This is a genomic window from Chitinophaga sp. RCC_12, from assembly GCF_041360695.1.
Lineage (GTDB): Bacteria > Bacteroidota > Bacteroidia > Chitinophagales > Chitinophagaceae > Chitinophaga.
The window spans coordinates 493621-512355 of sequence record NZ_JBFUPS010000004.1; the positions used below are offsets into that span (position 1 = coordinate 493621).

General features: G+C 47.5%; 17 protein-coding genes. 5 read left to right on the forward strand and 12 right to left on the reverse strand.

The window, feature by feature from the left end; all coding sequences use genetic code 11:
• Positions 1 to 3: 3 nt before the first annotated feature.
• Positions 4 to 363: a DUF2200 domain-containing protein gene (locus AB6805_RS15125; protein ID WP_370910263.1), complete on the reverse strand. Its 360-nt coding sequence runs from the start codon at positions 361 to 363 to the stop codon at positions 4 to 6.
• A 173-nt stretch (positions 364 to 536) separates the two neighbouring features.
• Between AB6805_RS15125 and AB6805_RS15130 the strand changes: the two genes are divergently transcribed.
• The 4 genes from AB6805_RS15130 to AB6805_RS15145 all read left to right on the forward strand — a co-directional run bounded on the left by AB6805_RS15130 (position 537) and on the right by AB6805_RS15145 (position 4342).
• Positions 537 to 1733 (forward strand): metallophosphoesterase, encoded by a 1197-nt coding sequence (locus AB6805_RS15130; RefSeq protein ID WP_370910264.1) that lies wholly within the window; start codon positions 537 to 539, stop codon positions 1731 to 1733.
• An 88-nt stretch (positions 1734 to 1821) separates the two neighbouring features.
• A complete protein-coding gene (locus tag AB6805_RS15135; protein ID WP_370910265.1) occupies positions 1822 to 3345 on the forward strand; it encodes a family 43 glycosylhydrolase in 1524 nt (507 codons plus the stop codon).
• 89 nt (positions 3346 to 3434) lie between these two features.
• Positions 3435 to 3797 carry a VOC family protein gene (locus AB6805_RS15140; protein ID WP_370910266.1) on the forward strand — a complete coding sequence of 121 codons (363 nt, stop codon included), beginning with the start codon at positions 3435 to 3437 and terminating at the stop codon, positions 3795 to 3797.
• A gap of 89 nt (positions 3798 to 3886) precedes the next feature.
• Positions 3887 to 4342, forward strand: coding sequence for a hypothetical protein (locus AB6805_RS15145; protein ID WP_370910267.1), 456 nt, complete (start codon positions 3887 to 3889; stop codon positions 4340 to 4342).
• Between the two features lie 78 nt (positions 4343 to 4420).
• On the opposite strand, the gene AB6805_RS15150 is transcribed toward AB6805_RS15145, so the two are convergent.
• The 5 genes from AB6805_RS15150 to AB6805_RS15170 form a co-directional block, all read right to left on the reverse strand.
• Positions 4421 to 5752 (reverse strand): glycoside hydrolase family 71/99-like protein, encoded by a 1332-nt coding sequence (locus AB6805_RS15150; protein WP_370910268.1) that lies wholly within the window; start codon positions 5750 to 5752, stop codon positions 4421 to 4423.
• Between the two features lie 73 nt (positions 5753 to 5825).
• The gene (locus tag AB6805_RS15155; RefSeq protein WP_370910269.1) at positions 5826 to 6515 is read right to left on the reverse strand and encodes a DUF3823 domain-containing protein; all 690 of its coding nucleotides are present in this window, start codon (positions 6513 to 6515) and stop codon (positions 5826 to 5828) included.
• 23 nt (positions 6516 to 6538) lie between these two features.
• Positions 6539 to 8422, reverse strand: coding sequence for a RagB/SusD family nutrient uptake outer membrane protein (locus AB6805_RS15160; RefSeq protein ID WP_370910270.1), 1884 nt, complete (start codon positions 8420 to 8422; stop codon positions 6539 to 6541).
• 11 nt (positions 8423 to 8433) lie between these two features.
• Complete coding sequence (locus tag AB6805_RS15165) at positions 8434 to 11574, reverse strand: SusC/RagA family TonB-linked outer membrane protein (protein WP_370910271.1); 3141 nt, start codon at positions 11572 to 11574, stop codon at positions 8434 to 8436.
• 152 nt (positions 11575 to 11726) lie between these two features.
• Positions 11727 to 11852: a hypothetical protein gene (locus AB6805_RS15170; RefSeq protein ID WP_370910272.1), complete on the reverse strand. Its 126-nt coding sequence runs from the start codon at positions 11850 to 11852 to the stop codon at positions 11727 to 11729.
• 542 nt (positions 11853 to 12394) lie between these two features.
• On the opposite strand from AB6805_RS15170, the gene AB6805_RS15175 reads away from it, so the two are divergent.
• Positions 12395 to 14884, forward strand: a complete 2490-nt coding sequence (locus tag AB6805_RS15175) for a hypothetical protein (protein WP_370910273.1) — start codon at positions 12395 to 12397, stop codon at positions 14882 to 14884.
• A gap of 4 nt (positions 14885 to 14888) precedes the next feature.
• On the opposite strand, the gene AB6805_RS15180 is transcribed toward AB6805_RS15175, so the two are convergent.
• From AB6805_RS15180 to AB6805_RS15205, 6 genes are all read right to left on the reverse strand, one after another.
• A complete protein-coding gene (locus tag AB6805_RS15180; protein ID WP_370910274.1) occupies positions 14889 to 15179 on the reverse strand; it encodes a DUF1330 domain-containing protein in 291 nt (96 codons plus the stop codon).
• Between the two features lie 20 nt (positions 15180 to 15199).
• The gene (locus AB6805_RS15185; RefSeq protein WP_370910275.1) at positions 15200 to 15607 is read right to left on the reverse strand and encodes a DinB family protein; all 408 of its coding nucleotides are present in this window, start codon (positions 15605 to 15607) and stop codon (positions 15200 to 15202) included.
• 67 nt (positions 15608 to 15674) lie between these two features.
• Entirely contained in the window at positions 15675 to 16514 is an 840-nt protein-coding gene (locus AB6805_RS15190; RefSeq protein ID WP_370910276.1) for a helix-turn-helix domain-containing protein, read from the reverse strand.
• A gap of 32 nt (positions 16515 to 16546) precedes the next feature.
• Positions 16547 to 17785: an RNA polymerase sigma factor gene (locus AB6805_RS15195; protein ID WP_370910277.1), complete on the reverse strand. Its 1239-nt coding sequence runs from the start codon at positions 17783 to 17785 to the stop codon at positions 16547 to 16549.
• A gap of 5 nt (positions 17786 to 17790) precedes the next feature.
• Positions 17791 to 18132: a YciI family protein gene (locus AB6805_RS15200; protein WP_370910278.1), complete on the reverse strand. Its 342-nt coding sequence runs from the start codon at positions 18130 to 18132 to the stop codon at positions 17791 to 17793.
• Positions 18133 to 18240: 108 nt separating this feature from the next.
• Positions 18241 to 18720 (reverse strand): GNAT family N-acetyltransferase, encoded by a 480-nt coding sequence (locus AB6805_RS15205; RefSeq protein WP_370910279.1) that lies wholly within the window; start codon positions 18718 to 18720, stop codon positions 18241 to 18243.
• Between the last annotated feature and the right edge of the window lie 15 nt (positions 18721 to 18735).

Genomic DNA, 18735 nt, shown 5'->3' on the forward strand with positions numbered 1-18735 from the left:
CTTTTATTGCTGGCCGCGCAAAATTTTCTCCATCTTTCTGCCTTTCGCCAATTCATCTACCAGCTTATCCAAATACCTGACCTGTTGCGTTAAAGGATCTTCGATGTCCTCCACACGGTATCCGCAGATGACGCCTGTGATGAGGTTTACGTTGGGATTCAGCGAAGCCTGTTGGAAGAATGCAGCGAAGGTTACATTTTCTTTTATCAGCTCCTGCAGCTTTTTATTGTCGAAGCCGGTCAGCCAGGTTATCACCTGATGCAATTCTTCTTTTGTTCTGCCTTTCCTTTCCACTTTTGCGAGATACAACGGATAGACGGAGGCAAATGTCATTTTTGCGATACGCTGATTGGCGTTGTCCATACTGTCTGTTTAGGGTGTTATGTTATTTTTTTAAAATAATATGTGTGGCTCTTTCTCCGTTAAATTTTTCGATTTGATGGAAGCCGGGGGCAGGGATATCATAACGATTTAGTCCGGGCGTAAAATATTCCTGCTAGTTGTTCGTCTACTAATTTACACATGTTTTTATCTATATGGCCAGAAGACTTTTCCTGATATTATTACTTTTCCTGATAGGCGATACTTATTTCTACCAGGCTGTTATTACACTTACGCCGAATCCGGTTATCCACCTGAGCTACTGGTTGATTGATATTTTACTGATGGCCGGGATTATATCGGCGATATCTATGCTCAGGGCGCGAAGGAAGGTGCAGCGTCTGCTTTCCGGGCTAATGACTGCCATGCTGCTGATTTTCATTCCAAAATTATTCTCTTCACCTATTCTGCTGGCAGAAGATATCCTCCGTTTGTTCCGGGGCTTTCCGCCTAGAAGCTTTTACATTAGCGAGGCGGCGCTTGCGCTGGCGGGCCTGATTTTTCTTATCATCGTTTTTGGTGTTACCCGTGGTAAGCACTTTTACAAGATAAGAAAGGAAACGATCTATTTCCCGGACCTCCCCGAGGCATTTGACGGTTTTACCATCACACAAATATCGGACTTGCATTCCGGAAGCTTCAGCGATGCTAAAGGCGTACAAAAGGGCCTTGACCTTGTAAACTCCCAGAACAGCGATCTGCTGGTGTTTACGGGAGATCTTGTCAACAACATGGCGTCGGAAATGGATCGATGGATTCCTATGTTTACGAAACTGAAGGCGCCTTATGGGAAGTATTCCGTATTGGGTAACCACGACTACGGCGATTATATCAGGTGGGACAGTAATGCGGCTAAGGAAGCCAACCTTAAACGCCTAAAGGAAATTCATGCGGAAACCGGCTTTAAATTATTGCTTAATGAAGCGGTGGAAATAAACAAGCAGGGAGAGCATGTTGCCCTCATCGGGGTGGAGAACTGGGGGAAAGGCGGTTTTCATCAATATGGCGATCTGAAAAAAGCGACCGCCAGGGTACATGATAACGCGTTTAAAATTCTGATGTCCCATGACCCGTCCCATTGGGACGAAGTAACGGTGGATCATGAACAACATGTACATCTTACCCTGGCGGGGCATACACACGGTATGCAGTTTGGCATTGAACTGTTTGGTTTCAAATGGAGCCCGATAAAATATTTCTACAAGCAATGGGCCGGTCTTTATAAGCAGGCGGGTAAATATCTTTATGTAAACAGGGGCTTTGGTTTTCACGGGTTAAAAGGCAGAATTGGCATATGGCCTGAAATAACGGTGCTTACCCTGAAGCGGGCCGGTGCCGCATTAATGCAGTAGTTCAAAGTGACGATAACTGTACGGATAATTTAGTATATTAGAATAGCGTATTCTATTTTTCCGCGTTAACCGTTAATCCGCTTCGTCCATGAAAAAAAAAGCACCCTATTTGTTTGCCTGGTTATGCCTTGCACTTTGTTCCGCGTGTAAAAAAAATAATCCCGAAAAGCTGGTGGGCCATCATGCCATGGCTATCGGGGCTAATGAAGTAAATGATGCAAATTTTACTATTGAGAACACCTTCACCAATCCGCTGATACCACGTGGGGCTGATCCCTGGGTAACCCAAAAGAACGGGATGTATTATTTCATGTATACACAGGGGAGTAAACTGGTGCTTTACAAAACAAGCGCCATGACCGAACTGGCTTTGGCAACTCCGCATGATGCATGGATTCCTCCACAGGGCATGCCGTACTCCAAAAACATCTGGGCGCCGGAGCTTCATGAAATTGATAATAAATGGTACATCTATTTTGCCGCCGACAACGGCACAAATGCCAATCACCGTATGTACGTGGTGGAAAACAGCTCTGCCGATCCAACGCAGGGATCCTGGGCATTGAAGGGAAAGGTTGCCGATTCATCCGATCAATGGGCAATAGACGGAACTGTTTTTAAGCATAACGGACAGATGTATATGTTATGGTCCGGTGGCAATGCGGGCGCTGCTCCGCAGCGTATCTACATCGCCCGCATGAGCAATCCCTGGACCATCACGGGCGCGAAAGTGGCCATCTCCAGCCCCACCTATTCCTGGGAAATGAATGGCAATGCCATTAACGAGGGGCCGCAGGTGATCGTCAACCCGGACGGGCGCCTGTTCATTGTGTATTCGGGCAGCGGCTATTGGGTGGATACCTATTGCCTCGGATTACTTAGTCTTAACCAGAACGGCGATCCCATGAACCCGGCGGATTGGGTGAAAACATCAACTCCCGTTTTCTCAATGAACGCAGATAGTGGTGCTTTTGGTCCCGGTCATAATGGTTTTTTTAAATCACCCGACGGTACGGAAGACTGGCTCATCTACCATGCGCGCAGTGCGGCTGGTGGGGGAGCCCGGAATGCCCGTATACAGCGCTTTACATGGAAGGCAGATGGCACGCCTGATTTCGGGGTACCGGTTAAAATCGGCTCGTTTGTGCAGAAGCCTTCCGGTGAACCGGTACGGAAGATGTATACCAAAGAGAATTGGTCAATTGCCGGATTCAGCTCGGAGGAGCTTAACAACAGCAGGTTGGCTATACGAATAATAGACGATGACTCGTCTACAGTTTGGATAGCCCGCTATTCCGCACCCGCCACCAGCTACCCTGACCATTGGATTGCGGTAGACATGGGCGATACGCTTGCAGTAGATGGGTTTGTTTTTATCCAGAAGAGTGGCGACCGGAAAATAAAAGAGCTGCAGATACTCGCGGGCAATGATAATCAGAACTGGGAAAATTTGGGTACCGCTGAACTGCTTAATCTCCATCCTAATAAACAGTATTTTAATCTTCCCGCCAGAAAGCATTTCAGGTATTTTAAACTGGTGCCGGTATCAGGGCTCGACAGTCAGCCTCAACCCGGCCTGGCCGAAGCCGGTACTTTTATTATTGATAACTAGGCGAAGTTGAAATTCATGTGTAACGTTGTCGTTTTTTTACAAACAGGTAAAAACGGTCGTTTCTTATCTTTACAAAAAGCATAAGATCTATGGCAGACACACATTCTGAAAGCAAATTAAAACACGAGCAGGTACAGTATCTCGAATTCCTGTCAAAAGACATCAGCCGCGCCAAAGCATTTTATACCAAGAGTTTTGGCTGGAAGTTCACTGACTACGGTCCCGACTATACGGCATTTGAAGGGGAGTATGTAGATGGAGGATTCACCACCGGTAAACCGGTGAAAGGAACTGTGTTGGTTATCCTTTATTCAAACAATATTGAAGCAACCCAGCAAAAGATTGTAGCAGCAGGAGGGACCATTGTAAAAGACATCTTCAGCTTCCCCGGCGGCAAACGGTTCCATTTCACGGATCCTGACGGGTACGAACTGGCAGTTTGGTCTTTGTAAGCGTTTGTTCCGTTTTGTACAATTTTAAAGTTTAGGGCTATCCTAATTTTACATCGTGAAACACAAAATCACCTTTAAACTTTAAAATTATGAAACGGAATTTTCGCGGTATAAGTAAAATACTCCTCATCATGATAACCGCTACACTGTGGTTATCCCATGCAATGGCAGCGCCCAATGATACGGTACTCCGGGTGTTCAGTCAAACATTCCCGGATGCGAAATCCACCTCGTGGATGGAAGATAGCGAGTATTATATTGTTTCCTTCACCAGAAACGATACGCAATGCAGGATATGGTATGATAAAGCAGGCGCACTGGTTTATGCTTTAAGGTACTGCCAGGAGAGTGAATTGCCGCTGAGCGTGCTGCTGACGGTAAAGAAAGAGTATCATAATAAGCATATAGAAGGGGTTACAGAGCTTACCAACAAAAGCGGCGTTACATACGAGCTTTTGCTCAGTGACAACAAAAAGTGGTATGTGGTTAATTCCACTTCTAACGGTGACGTATATCTGAAATATGCGATGAAGAAACAGCCTTAGCAGATAAGGTGTTGTACCGGAAGCGCCTCGCAGGTTTACCTGCAAGGCGCTTTTATGATTTAACAGAAATGAACTGTTTTATCTGGCCGGCTTGGTGGCACTGAAGCCGCTTTCACCATGAAACCAGCGACCAGCCTGACCGGTAAGCCATAAATAATAGTCGGACGACAGATCTTTTTCAATACCGACGAACTTTTTATCGCCATGTAGTGGCAGTTCGCCTTCCCTGGCACACTTGTAAATAGCGGTGCCTTCATCTACTTCGTCAAACATAGCTACGTATAACGACTGCGCCCCGGATATCCGTGCGCCTGCCACCTGCTTCCATAAGAAGTCGCCTTTCAGCCGCGGAATGGAATTGTAGGCTGCCACGTCGTTCTTTAAATTACCCCAGCTGAAGCCCGGAAACACCAGCGGCACATAATCTACTTTATTCGTGTTACACCACTGGATATCAGCCGCCAGCTCCGCGCCGGCCACGTTGTTGTAGCTGTTGTTGTCGTACCGGCCTACGGCCCAGGGCATAATAATATCGGAACGTTTGATGAGGGAATGCAGCAGGGAAGAATTTTCTGTATCATTTTTCAGCGAGCGCCAGTAATAAGGCACACCCAGCATAATGGATACCTTGTTGCCTTTTCCTTTGAGCTTTGTTACCAGTTGATCTACATTGGCAATGGTATACTTCCTGTTATCATTGAATCCCACGCCCCAGATGGATAACAACGGTTTGCCGTTGTGCCTTACATAGGAAGGGTGCTTTTTATTGTCGAAGAGGGAAAATAACGTTTGCAGTTCATTCCAGTCCTGCTCAATATACGCCACATCTTCACTGGTGCAGCCGCTGAGGTCATACATCACGCAGATAGCGCGCTGGTACTTATTGGCCGCTTTCAGTGCATTTTCCAGCACTTTATTGAAATGCCGTTTCCCTTTCGGGTTGGAGTTTTTGATCTCCACCACAAAACGTTGCATGAAAACGCCGTCGATGCCGTAATCTTTCATCCATTTAAAGTGAAGGTCCACGCTTTCTTCATCGTAGGGACTGTACAAATATGCGTCGGTGCCATCGGCGAAGCTGAAAGGGGATTTATATTTTTTCACATATTCGCCCATGTCCGGCCAGAAATCAATTGCAGAACAACCTGGCAAAAAGCCGCCACAGCTGCCATTCTGATAATGATACCATCCGCGGTCAGACGCATCGCCTGCGGCTGCAAACCAGCCCTGGTAGCCAGCCATCACCAGGTTCTTGTAACTCTTGTACAAACAACCGGTTTCGTCATACACTACATTTTCCGTATCTGATGGAGGACCTGGAGGCGGGGTGTCAACTTTTTTTTCTTTTTTGGAACAACCGCAAGCCATGTAAAGCGCCAATACACAAAAGAGCCAACTTAGTTTTTTCATAATATTTATTTTTGAGAACAACGATTGATGAAGTCCCGCAGGGAGGCGGAACTTCATCAGTCGTTACTGTGGGTTAAATATCCAGTCGAACTGCCGGGCGGTAATTAGGTTTCGCTTCACCGGCATCAATAAGCGCACCTACCCGGAAATAGTATTTGTTGCCGGGTTTTAGTATAGAACTGTTGGCAGCCAGGTCAATCTCCAGTGTATATACCTGTGCCGGATCGCTTACTGCATTTAACTGTATTTCGGAGGCCACCAGGCGCATCGGTTCCCCGACCCTTGCATCCGAATGTGCATATAGCCCGATTTTCTTTACGTTGTTGATCACATTCTGTTCCAGCTTAAAGGTGGCGGTTACCTTGGTGCCGTTTTTTACAATATTTACATCCTTCACACGGATGTAGGGCGTTACCGCAAAATCAAGGGTCACCTGGCCGTTGATGTTTACCACCTGCGAATCCACGGGGATAAAGTTACCCCTCACCGGTGTAACGGTATAGGTATTGGCAAAGAGCATGGTGTTGGCGTAGGTGCCGTCGGTTTTTACAATCAGCGGTTGCGGTGTGCGGGAAGCATAACCATGTTCAATAATTTCAATGGTAGTGCCCAGGATGATGTCCTGTTCTATCAGTTCACCGCTTTTAACGTCCCGGAAGCTGCCGGATAATCCTGCGGTGGGGCCATCGTAATTATCCTTTTCACAGGACATTATTCCCAGTGCCAGCGCGGCGATGAAGAAAAAATATCTTAGCTTATTCATAATCATTTTTTTAGAATCACACATTAATACTGCGGGTTTTGGATCAAGCCATTTGAACCGATACCCGGAATAGGTCTGTAATAGGATTTAGGCTGGAAAGTTTTGGTATTGGTATTGGGCACGTTTACGCGGACGAAGATGTATTTCGTGGCCGGTAATGCGCGGAGGTCCCGTAATGGTAACAGCGAGTGCAGCATCCGGTTATTGAATTCAGTATGATACTCTCTTCTGCGGATCAGGTCCCAGAAGCGCTTGTTTTCAAATGCCAGCTCTACTTTTCTTTCCCGCTGTACGTTAGCGGCGGTTAAGGGGATATCGGTAGTATGACCGGCCCTTTTACGGATATCGTTCAGCGCCTTTACGGCGATGGCCGCATCACCCGTTCCGCTTTCCACAACAGCTTCCGCATAGTTGAGTAATATTTCTGCGTACCTGAAGTCAATAAAATCGGTGGTACTCTGGTTCCATCCCGGTATAATGGGTGCATTCTGATTCATGAATTTTTTGAAAGAGAAGCCGGTGCGCGTGTTATTACCTCCGTAGGTATCAAAGCCGGAATACAGGCTGGTGCTGGCGGCGCCGTATGTATAATAGGTAGTGCCATTGATGGTGATGTGATCATTGGTGCGGATCACTGCGGTGCCATCCGGTTTTACGTAACCCGCCTGTATGATGATCGGGATATTTTTCCAGAGCGTGGAGGGTAATATAGCGGTTCCCCAGAGGCGGGCATCTTTATTTTTAAAGATGTCGTTGGGAGAATCGAACTGGATATACGTTCTGGAAGGATTATAGCCGTTATAATCTGTCACATTTGCATCTGTAGAGGTAACAACGGGCGATGAATGACCGGGATTATCGTAGCTTTCGTAAGTGTCCACGAGATCCAGTGTAGGGTTCATCCTGCCGGGGTGCGGCCAGCCATTGGCCACCTGGGCAGGCTGGTACCAGATGTCGTAGTTATGACCCAGGAATGCACCGGGAAGTGTATATCCTTTTGCAAAGATGACTTCCTTATTTCCAGGGTCCTGGAACAGGAGCCGGTAATTTTCTGCTGCTGCTTCCCGGTTTGCCGGGCTGGCCGCATACAGTTCAAATTTGTTGGCATTCATAATAGCCAGGGAAGCGCTTTTACAAGCTTCATAATAACCATTGGCGAGGGAGGCTTCCAGTCCTATCAGCTTTTCATTCACTGCCTGTCCGGACATAGGCGCCAGGCTGCCGAATTTTGCAAGCGAAGCGGCATGTAACGCAACTCTTGACTTCAGCGCATAAGCCGTCCATTTCGAAGCTCTTCTACTCACCCCATCTCCGAGGTTACTGATCGCCTGATCGCACAATTCCAAGGTATAATCCCATGTTTGCTGTTCGGTGCTCCTGGGCACTTTCAGGCTTTCTGCGTCACCGGTATATTGCTGGGATGCTTTAATGAGCGATACGCCGCCATATCTCTTTGCCAGCGCGAAATAAGCGTATGCTTTAATAAAGGCGCTTTCGCCAATTAAAGCCGCACGTTCTTCTTCACGGATCTTTAAAGTTGGAATGGCATCTATCAGGAGGTTTACATCGCGGATCAGCTTATAAGCGCTTTCCCAGCAATTAAAATCACCGTCGCCCACGAAGTCGCCAAATTCGGTATGCACGGCTTCATCTGTAGCCATGGCAGGAGCGAACCCACCGTTGTTGGGATCTCCGCTGTTCCAGTTGAACCCGTTCCGGAAGTAGGTAAAGTCTTCCACCGGTAACTGGTAATAGAGATTAGCCATATAAATTTTCACCCCTTCCGGGTCGCCAAACAGGGCTTCTGCCTGTATTTTGTCGGTAGGCTTCAGATCCAGTACTTTATTACAGCCGGAAAAGAGGATGCCTGTCAACAGTATAATAAAAGAGAATTTATTGGTAGTCATGTTGCGTGCTTTTAGAAGTTGACGTTGATCCCGAAATTGTAATTCTTCGTGAGGGGATAGTTGAAGCCGGCGTTGAAGAGGCCTTCCAGTCTTTCAGGATCAAACGCTTTTACGAATGGATCTGCAATCGTGAAGAGGTTGAAGCCGTTGGCATAGATTCTGATCTTCTGGATGCCGCTTCCACGGAGCAGGCTGGGACCAAAGGTGTATCCCAGTTCCAGGCTTTTTAACCTGACATAGGAGGCGTCTTTTCTCCATACGGAGCTTTCTGCATACATTTTACCTACGTCGCCGTTGAAGCGGGAGGCTGGCCATTTGCCGGGCACCCATTCGCTGTTTGGATCATAGGGATCTGCCTTATGCCATCTGTCGAAGAAGTAGGCGGGGGTGTTACCACGGAACGCCAGCATTTCTGCATACACTTCGCTGAAACGAACGGTATACATGGCAGAGCCCTGCAGCAGCAGGTTCAGGTCGAAGCCTTTGTAGGCGGCGCCGATAGAAAGGCCATAGTTTATTTTCGGATTTTTGCCACTCGGGTTTTGATTGTCGTTGTTACCAACGGCGCCGATGAAAGAGGGCGTCATATCTTTATCATCCACAACGCCATCATTGTTGAGATCAGCGTATTTAAAGTCACCGGGCAGCTCGCGGATGTTAGCCTGACCGCCGTTCTGCAAGGGCCAGTTGGCGATTTCGTCTAAATTCTGGAATTGGCCCAGGTACTGGTATCCCCAGATCACATCGTTATACCGGTAGTCGTTACCATTTCTCCATTTGTCGTAGCTGTTCTGGTAAGCGCCTCTTTCTACATACAGATTTTGTGCACGGTAAAAGTTGAAGTTAGCAGAGATATTATAAGAGAATTCACCGATGCGGTTGTTGTGCGTGATGGTAAATTCCACGCCTTGTACGCGATCGCTGTTCAGGTTTTCTTCCGGTAGTCCTGCGCCAAAAGTATTGGGCAATGATACATTTCTCCGGGCGGGGAGGCCGGTCCTTGTTTTCCGGTAAACGTCCGCTTCCAGTCCCAGTTTGTTGTTCCATAAACCGATATCGATACCCAGATCGGTGGTGGTGTTGGTAGCCCAGGTGAGGTTGGGATTGGTGATACCGGGGGCCGCGGCGCCGTTGGTAAGAATTCCGTTTGCAAATTCATATCGTCCGCCGCCAGAGGTGGAGAATCCCTGGATCCATTGGAAAGGCTGACCGGCATCTTCGCCCATTTTACCATGGGAGGCGCGTAACTTCAGGTTGGAGATTGCTGGTATCTTGTTTTTAAGAAACGGTTCTTCAGAAATTCTCCAGCCGCCGGAGATCACCGGGAAGAAGCCCCACCTGCTGCTGGCGGGATACGCATAGTTACCCATGTAACGGAAGGCAAATTCTACCAGGTATTTGGATTTGTAGTCGTAATTGAAACGGCCCAGCAGCGACTGGTAGGCCGATTGTCCTTCCTGGCCGGAGTTGGTCATGCCGGCTTCTGAAGCGCCGTTGACCTGGTCGGTGGTATAAAAGGAATACAGCCTTCTCAGGTCCGCATTGCGGCTCCAGGATTGCTGCTGCTCAAATACAAGAGAGCTGCCGATATTATGGGCGCGGGCAATGCTGGTAGAATAATTCAGCTGGGTTTGTAACGTAAGACGGTTACCATTACCATAGCCGTTGCTGATAGCGCCGGCGCCTACACGTTGCGGAGCCACGAGGTATTCGTCGTTTACATACGTGTAGAGATTATAAGGTTTGGATACATCTTTACCCTGGTAGCTGTTCATGTCGTAGGCGGCCAGTCCTTTTACCGAAAGTCCCTGCAGGAAAGGAAACGTGTAGGTGAGCGCGAGGGAAGTTTGCACACTCCTGTTCACGGTTTCACTGTAGCCGGTGGCGCCTCGCTGCGACAGCAGCAGTGGATTCTGATTAGAAGGCGTTACTACTGCCGGGTATTCAGGATTGCCGTTGGCATAGGGTTGTTCCGTGGGGAGGGTAACGCGGGTACCTTTAAAGATGTTGAAGAAGTTTTCTCCCGGCGCTTCTTTTTTATCGTACCGGCCGCCGATCAATACTTCTGCTTTCAGGTTTTTGGTGAGCTCCGTAGTGATGTTGGACCGCAGGTTAAAGCGTTGGTAGTTCAGGTCGTTACTGCGCAGCAAACCGCCTTCCTGGAAATATCCCAGGCTTACAAAGTACTGGGTTTTGTCGGTGCCGCCGGTGGCCGACAGGTTATGTTGCTGCTGGGTAGCGGCTTTCTTCATGGTTACGTCGTACCAGTCGGTAGTACCATAGCCCGGAGCGCCGTCGATATATTTTTGTAACTCTTCTTTTGTTACAAAGGGTGCGCCGGTACCTAATACGGCGGCGTCGTTGCGCATCTGCATCCACTCGGAGGCACTGGCCATGCGGGGAACGTCTGTAGGTTTCATCATACCCACCGTACCTGAATAGTTGAAAGCGGTTTTTCCCTTTGCGCCTTTCTTCGTGGTTACAATGACCACGCCGTTACCGGCATTGAATCCGTAGATGGCGGCGGAGGCATCTTTCAGGAAGGAAATACTTTCCACGTCTTCCGGGTTGATACGCTGAAATTCGCCGGAGCCATCTCTTACAATGCCGTCTATAACGTATAGCGGCGTTCCAAAGCCACGTATATTGATCATGTTATCGAAGTTACCCGGCTCGCCGCCTAACTGGCGGACCATCAGGCCGGCTACTTTACCCTGGATCTTTTGCGCAAGGCTCACATTGGTGGAGGTTTGTATTTCTCTTGAAGTGATATTGGATACGGCCCCGGTAAGGGTTTCCTTTCGTTTGGTGCCATATCCCACCACCACTACTTCTCCCAGCTGGTCTTCGCCGGCCGACAAACTAACGTTGATGGTAGTACGGGCATTGATCTTTTCGATGGCGCCTTTCATGCCCATAAACGAAAAGGCCAGTTCAGTAGCGCGGGCATCTACGGTGATATGGTAGATCCCTGCTGTATTGGTGGTAGCGCCGGAACGGACAGGAGCATTATCGTTCACCGTTACGCTCACTCCCGGTATGGGGCTGCCATCTTTGGCATCCGTTACTTTGCCGGTGATGGTCCTTTGCTGGGCCAGCACACTTAACGGACAGATACATATTAAAAGGAATAGGTAGTAGATTCTTTTCATAACGTTACTATTGCATTGGATAAATTTGTTTTCGCCAGAAAGTCGTCAGGAGAGGGGTGCCTGATGATCCTTCCGGGATTACGGTGGAAAAAAATGAGTACAATACATCATATCAATACTTGATTTTGGTTAATACGCGAAACAGGAATATGCTACATGATGGCAGGCAAGGTGATATGCACAAACGAAGCTGAAGTGTAAGGATGTTTTCTGATGGCAGGCACACAGGAGTAAACCAACACAAACAGGTGTACTGAAAGGAATATAAGTCGCTTCATAATCGTGGAATCGTTTTGCTGCAATAAGCTGCTGCAATAAATCGGAGAGCTTCTAATAAACCGGCTAATGAACCGACTAACTGGAAAATTAATTTTCCGGGAGAATGATAACTAGTTGGTTTTCATTATATTGTAGTCGATAAAAAATAAGACAAAAAATGGGTCATCTTCAATATTTAAAAAACCGGTTATTCTTTGGATTAATTTTATAATATTGCCTCAGGGATAATATGACAGGAGGATCTGTGGCTGAAAACACTGTGCTGAAAGCATCCTGGAGGTAGTTTACCTATGATTATCTCTCATCAACCAAAGTAAAAGATTATTTATCCTGCTGGCGCAAAACAGGGCAGATGCTGTCCGCTGGTTAATTGTTTATTGTAACTGTTCACGTTGATTAAAAATTCCGACATTAATTCCACCAGCGTATTAGCCAGGAAATTATTGTAGTCCTTATTAGAATGGATCTAATGTTAAGATATATCTTATGTATATGCGGTGTGTTGTTAGCTGGCCACGGGGGGTATTGTCAATCACACGGATTGCAGTTCCGGAGCCATGAGGTGGTACAGGAGAAACGGACATCCCTTCATCTAACCCCCACTGCCCCCATATGCCTGCAACATAACACGGAAATATCCTTCGATCTTACCTTTCTGCCTTATCATGAAACTTATTTCGGGTATATCATGCGGCTGATTACCCCCACCAATCAGAGTATCGACCTGGTATATAACCAGCGGCTGGCCAGGTTGAATTTTGTTATCGGGGAAAACTATATAGGGGGGTATGATATCGACTCTGCTAAATTATTCGGGAACTGGAGCCAGGTTCGTATAAAATTTGATACAGAGCGCCAGGAAGCTTCTTTTTATATGAATGGCCGGCTAATCAGTAAGGGCAAAGGCAACTTTTCCGCCGGTACCTGTTGCAATATCTATTTTGGCGCCAATAGTTTTGAGGGATTCCAGATGTTGGATATCCCGCCCATGAATATCCGGGATATCAGGATCAGTGAAAACGGTCACCCGATGCATTATTTTCCTTTGTCAGAAGAGAAGGGCAATGAAGCCCATGATGAGATCGGGAAAAGGGTGGCCCGCGTGGGCAATCCCGTTTGGATCAGTCCTAAACACCGGAAATGGGAAAAGGCGGTGGACTTTGACACCAAAGGCGCTGCCAGTATTGCCTTCGACGGTAAGCGGGAAGTGCTCTATGTAGTGTCGGTTGATTCCATTTATGAATTATCGTTCAGCAATATGCAGCTGAAAGGAGAAAGGCTTACCCGTAGCCGTCACCTGCTGCCTCCCGGCAACCAGTCCGTTTTTGATCCGGTAAATAACAGGTTGTATAATTTTTATGCAGATGAAAAAAAGGTAAGCACATTGGATCCTGCCAAACCGGAGTGGGACGTTAACTTTACCACGGATTCCCTGACCGTATTCTGGCAGGTCAATAAGTTCCTTTCTCCCACTGACTCTTCCCTGTATGTGCTGGGTGGCTACGGGCAACTGCAGTATAAAAACCTGTTGCAACGCTATCATTTTCCCAGTAAAAGCTGGGAAGTGGTTCTCTACGGAGGGGAACGTCCCATGCCGCGTTATCTCACCGCACTCGGTATGAATGCGGCAAAGGATACCGCGTATATTATAGGTGGCTACGGCAGTAAATCCGGCGATCAGGGGATCAACCCGCAATATTGCTACGACCTGATGGCTTATAGCATCAGGGACCGGACCTTCCACCCGGTTTTTGAATTTAAAAAGCCGGAAAGACAATTCTGCTTCGCCAACAGCATGATCACCATACCGGGGACCACTGATTTCTATGCACTCATTTATCCAACGGATAAGTTCAATACCACCCTGCAACTGATCAAAGGTTCCCTAAACTCCCCGGAATATCAGCTGATGGGAGATTCCATCCCTTATTCCTTTTATGACATCGCCTCTTTTGCAGACTTATATTATTGTCCGCTTAGTAAAAAGCTGGTAGCCGTAACGTTATACAATTCCAAAGGGAATGTTACCAACGTGAAAGTACATACGATCTTTTTCCCGCCAAACCAGGCAGGCGTGTGGACGGCCGTTCCGGCAACCGGCAGGACTTACTGGTGGTACCTGTTGCTGCCGCTTGCTGCAGCGGGCCTCGTATTCCTTTATTACCGGAGCAGGAAACCCGCTTTTCCAAAAGCCCCGGAGCGCCCCGTGCCGGCTATGGTACCTTCTCCTGTTAGCAGCAACGTAGCGCCGGTTGTTCCCGCACCGGAGCCACTAGCTCCTTTACCAGAGGAGAACCCCGAAATTGCCGCCGTATTTCTTTTCGGTCCCTTCGAAGTATTTGACGCCAACGGTCAGGATATTACGCAACATTTCACCCCGCTGCTGAAAGAGCTTTTCCTGTTACTGCTCATTTATTCCCTTAAAGACGGAAAGGGCATTTCTCCCGAAAAACTCTATAGTACGCTCTGGCCGGATAAACTACAGAAAGATGCCAAAAACAATTACTCCGTTAACATCTTAAAACTGAAAAACCTCCTGGAAAAAGTAGGCGACTACCAGGTAGTAAAAGAAGCCGGCAAATGGCGGCTTGAAATACTGAATAACTCCATCCGGGTGGATTACCACCAGTATATCCAGCTGGTGGGCGCAAAGGCGCCTGTTAACCGCGACTGGATACTGGAATTGCTGCGCATAGCGGGCAGGGGAGCCTTCCTTAAAACAAGCCAGTACGAATGGTTGGATCATATCAAAGCAGACGTTTCCAACCAGGTGACGGACGCCATACTATCTTTTATTAACCATGCTGATATGAGTGCAGATGCAGAACTTATTGTGCGGCTCAGCAACTGCATCTTCTTTTTTGATACACTGAATGAAGAAGCTCTGGTGCATAAAAGCAAGGCGTTGATCCTGCTGGGAAGGCATGGTACCGCCAAAGATGTTTACCAGCGCTTTGCAAAGGAATACAAGGAAAGTTACGGGCAGGATTTTGAAAGGTCGTTCCAGGAAATTACGGGGCATCCGCATTGACACACTACTCCCATCCATGCACCAGCGTCATCGTACAATTTTCAGTAGAACGCCACCTGATGGCCTTTAGCGGCTGGTATTCCGGGTCATGATAACATTGCAGCGCAGCTGCTTCCGACGGGAATTTAATAATGGCAGTCATCTTCTTCACCGTTCCTTCTACAGCAATGGCCTGCAGGTCTGATGCCAGTACTTCCGCGCCATATTTATGCAATAATTGAACTACCGGCGGGCCATACTTTGCATATTCTTCTTCATTGACGATGTCGTAGCTATTGACATAATATACAGGCATATGATTTTTTATTTGAAAGATCAGTAAACGTATTCAGGAGGTACAATTCCTTGTGTGCGGAGATAGACAGTCGCCTGTCCGCGGTGATGTGTAACATGGTCGATGGTGGCATAGAAGCCGGCCACCACCTGGTCCGACAGCGGCATTTCTTCCATACTTTTTTTCAAGGCGGCAAAAACCTGGTTCAGGTAAGCGATAGTAGCTGCTTTGCTGGTAGTAGCAGCGGGAGGGTTCCATTCTGAAGGTTGTTGTCGGATGAGATTTTTTTCCCACCAGCCAACGCCATAGCCCATGTGATGCAGTAGTTCTCCAAACGTCCATACGGCTGGCGTTGGTTTAAAGTGATAGTTCTTTTCCGGCATGGCCTCCGCTACGCTCAGCGTATAATGCTTCGCATTTTCCAGGGTCGTTAATAATTGCGTTTTCATAATATTGTGTTTGTTACCACAAAATTAACCGGCAGGAGAAACATCTGTTTAAGGAAAATTGCTCTTTTTAAGAACGCATAGCGGAGGGTGATTGGCCAAATTGTTTTTTATAGGCAGCAGAGAAATGTTCGAGGCTGTTAAAGCCTGTGGAGAATGCAATGTCGGTTACGGGTAGCCCGGTGTTGCAAAGTTGCAGCGCAGCCTGTTTGAGCCTTACCTGCAGCAAATAACTGTAGGGAGTGGCAGCGGTAATCTGTTTAAAAAGACGGTTAAAATGAAACGGGCTCATATTTCCCTGCGCTGCAAGTTGCGGAAGTGTAACATTGTCTGCATAGTTTTCATGGATAAACGCTTTCACCTTTTCTATCGCCGGCAGGTAATTCCTTTTTTGTTTATCATTTAATACGGGCAGGGGATGGCGCGGAGCTCCGGCAGACAATACCAGGTGGAAAAGCGCGGTCATTAGCTGCTCCGCCCATAAGGAAGGGTAGTGTGTTTTTTGCAGCAGGCTGAATATGCGCTGATGCAGGAACTCCATTTCCGGGGTGGCTTTTACCAGGATGGATTGAATGTCGGGGTTATTAAAGAACCAGGAAAAGCCGGCGGCATGTTTCATCAACAGTTCTTCACTTGCTGCTGTAAAAGAAAAAATGGTGCATTGATCCGGTATGTTGTGCACATGCGCTACCTGATGCTCGTAGCCGGGCTTACAGAGCAGGAAAAGACCGCTGTAAGCATCCAGCTCATTCCTGAAAACCCGGAAGCGGAAGTTTCCTTTCCGGATATAAGCAATGGAAAATGTTTCCTGGTATTCTTTTGCAGACACGGAACATTCCTGGCACCGGCACAGAAAATTATGTACGGTGCAAACGGGAGATTGATAGAGTGTTTGAATATCCGCCTGCATGATATAAAGGTATCAAAAAAAAACTGATCCAGTTACAGGAGAAGCCGTTCTATCTCCTTCATCAGCGTTTTCTTTTCTGCGGTTGATTTTGTAAGATGGATCGCTTGCTGATAATGTGCAACCGCTTTTGCTGTGTCGGTTTCCGCGTATAGATAGCCCAGCAGGGAATGATAATGGCTGTTGCTGAGAAGGTCAAGTTTCTCCGCTTCCTGTATGCCGGCGGAGTGTCCGTAAACTTTTGCAAAGGCAAAGGTTCTGTTCAGTGCGGTCATAGGGGAATATTCAATTAATATCAGCTGGTTATACAGCTGCAGGATATGCGTCCATTTATTATGATCGGTGGGCGTGGTATGCCAGTAGGCGATGCCTGCTTCGAGGTGGTACTTCGATATTTCATTTCCGGAACAGGCATTTACGAGGTAGTAGTTACCCTGTTGGATGAGTTCCTTGCTCCACAGGTTTTTATCCTGTTGTTCATAGAGTACGGTTTCTCCTTCGTTGTTGGCCCTTGCATCCAGCCTGGAGCTTTGAAAGCACATCAGTGCCAGCAGTGCATTGGATTGAGTGGTGTTGGTGAGCGGGTTTTCGGTGAGTATCAGCGCCAGCCTGATGGCTTCTGAGCAGAGGTCTTTCCGGATGAGGTGATTATTGGATTTGGAAAAGTATCCTTCATTAAATAAAAGATAGAGGGTTCTTAAAACAACGTCTAGTCTTTCTTTTATGGTTGTCTCCTTCATTTGCCTGATCTGGAAGTTGTCGTTGCGCAGATTGGCCCTTGCCCGGAGCAATCTTTTTTTGATGGTCGCTGTTTTAGAAAGAAAGGCATCCGCAATTTCTTCGATGCTGAATCCGCACAGGATTTGGAGGGCGAGGCAGATCTGCGATTCGGTGGAGTTAGCGGGATTGCAAACCGCAAAGATCATGGCCAGCTGGCTGTCGCTGATAGTTTGCGGGCTGAAATCAAAGTCGGGTGCCATTTGCCATTCGCTGGCAGTAAGCGCGCCTTTTACCTGTGTTTCAAAGATGGAAAGATGTTTGAGATAATCTTTCGTTTTATTTTTTGCCACGGTGTACAGCCAGGCGGTGGGATTTTCAGGGGTGCCCTGCACGCGCCATACTTCGGTGGCTTTCAGAAAGGTTTCGCTCACAATATCTTCGGCTGTTTCCATATGTTTCAAGCCAAAAAGACGGCATAATACAGCCGTCATTTTGGAATACTCCAACCTGAATAATTGAGGTAAAAGCTCCGGGTGGGGAGGGGTGCTTGCCATGGGCGTTAGCTTTTCTCTTCCGGCCGGAGTATAGCCCTTACTTCTACATTGCCGCCGGCTTTAAGTACCGGGTTGGCCTGGGCAAATGCCACCGCTTCTTCAATATTGGCTGCCTTCACAATCATATAGCCACTGATAAATTCTTTGATTTCCGTGTAGGGGCCGTCTGTTACCATATCGGGCTTCACGGTTTTGGCGTCGCTGGCGGATAACCGGTTTCCTTTGTCTGCCAGTTTGTTTTGGGCGGCAATACCAGCCAGCCAGTTCATCCTTTCCTGTAACTGTTCAGGAGAGGGGTTCTCGTGCGAGTTGGTACTGTTTCTGAAAATTAACATGAATTCTTTCATTGCATAATGTTTTATGGTTTCGTTTTAATAACGACTGAATATTCATGAGGGGGACAAATAACTTCATTTTTTTTATCCGGAAAAAAATATTTTCTGTCGTTGTGCAGATCATGGATGCTGCTCCATATCATACCGGTGGAGCCCCGGACCATAAGCATCTTTCGTGATGCGGGTAACCACAAATCCCAGTTTCTCGAAAAAAGGATAAGAATGTTGGGTAGTGTCAAGCCTGATGCTGCATTGCGGGCATACCGACCGGATCACCTGTACGCGGTACAGGAATAGTTGCCTGCCATATCCCTGTTTATGTAACGCCTGTGTGATAAGGCCCCAGGTCATGGCTGCTTCCTGTTTTGCAGCATCGATATAATAACCTCCGCAGCCGATTACCTGTTCCTCCAGGGTGGCTACATAATATTGTTCGTTGTTATTTTTTTGGGGAGATGCATACCGCGTATCCTGTTCCCCGAGCCATTCCTCAAAACCGGGTAATTCTGCCGGTGCAAAAAAGCCAGGCATATTACTTTTAAAAGCAGCTATGCAGGCTGGTTTGTCGGAGGGCGTATATGGTCTGATGATCATGTTCATTAACAACGGTAAAAT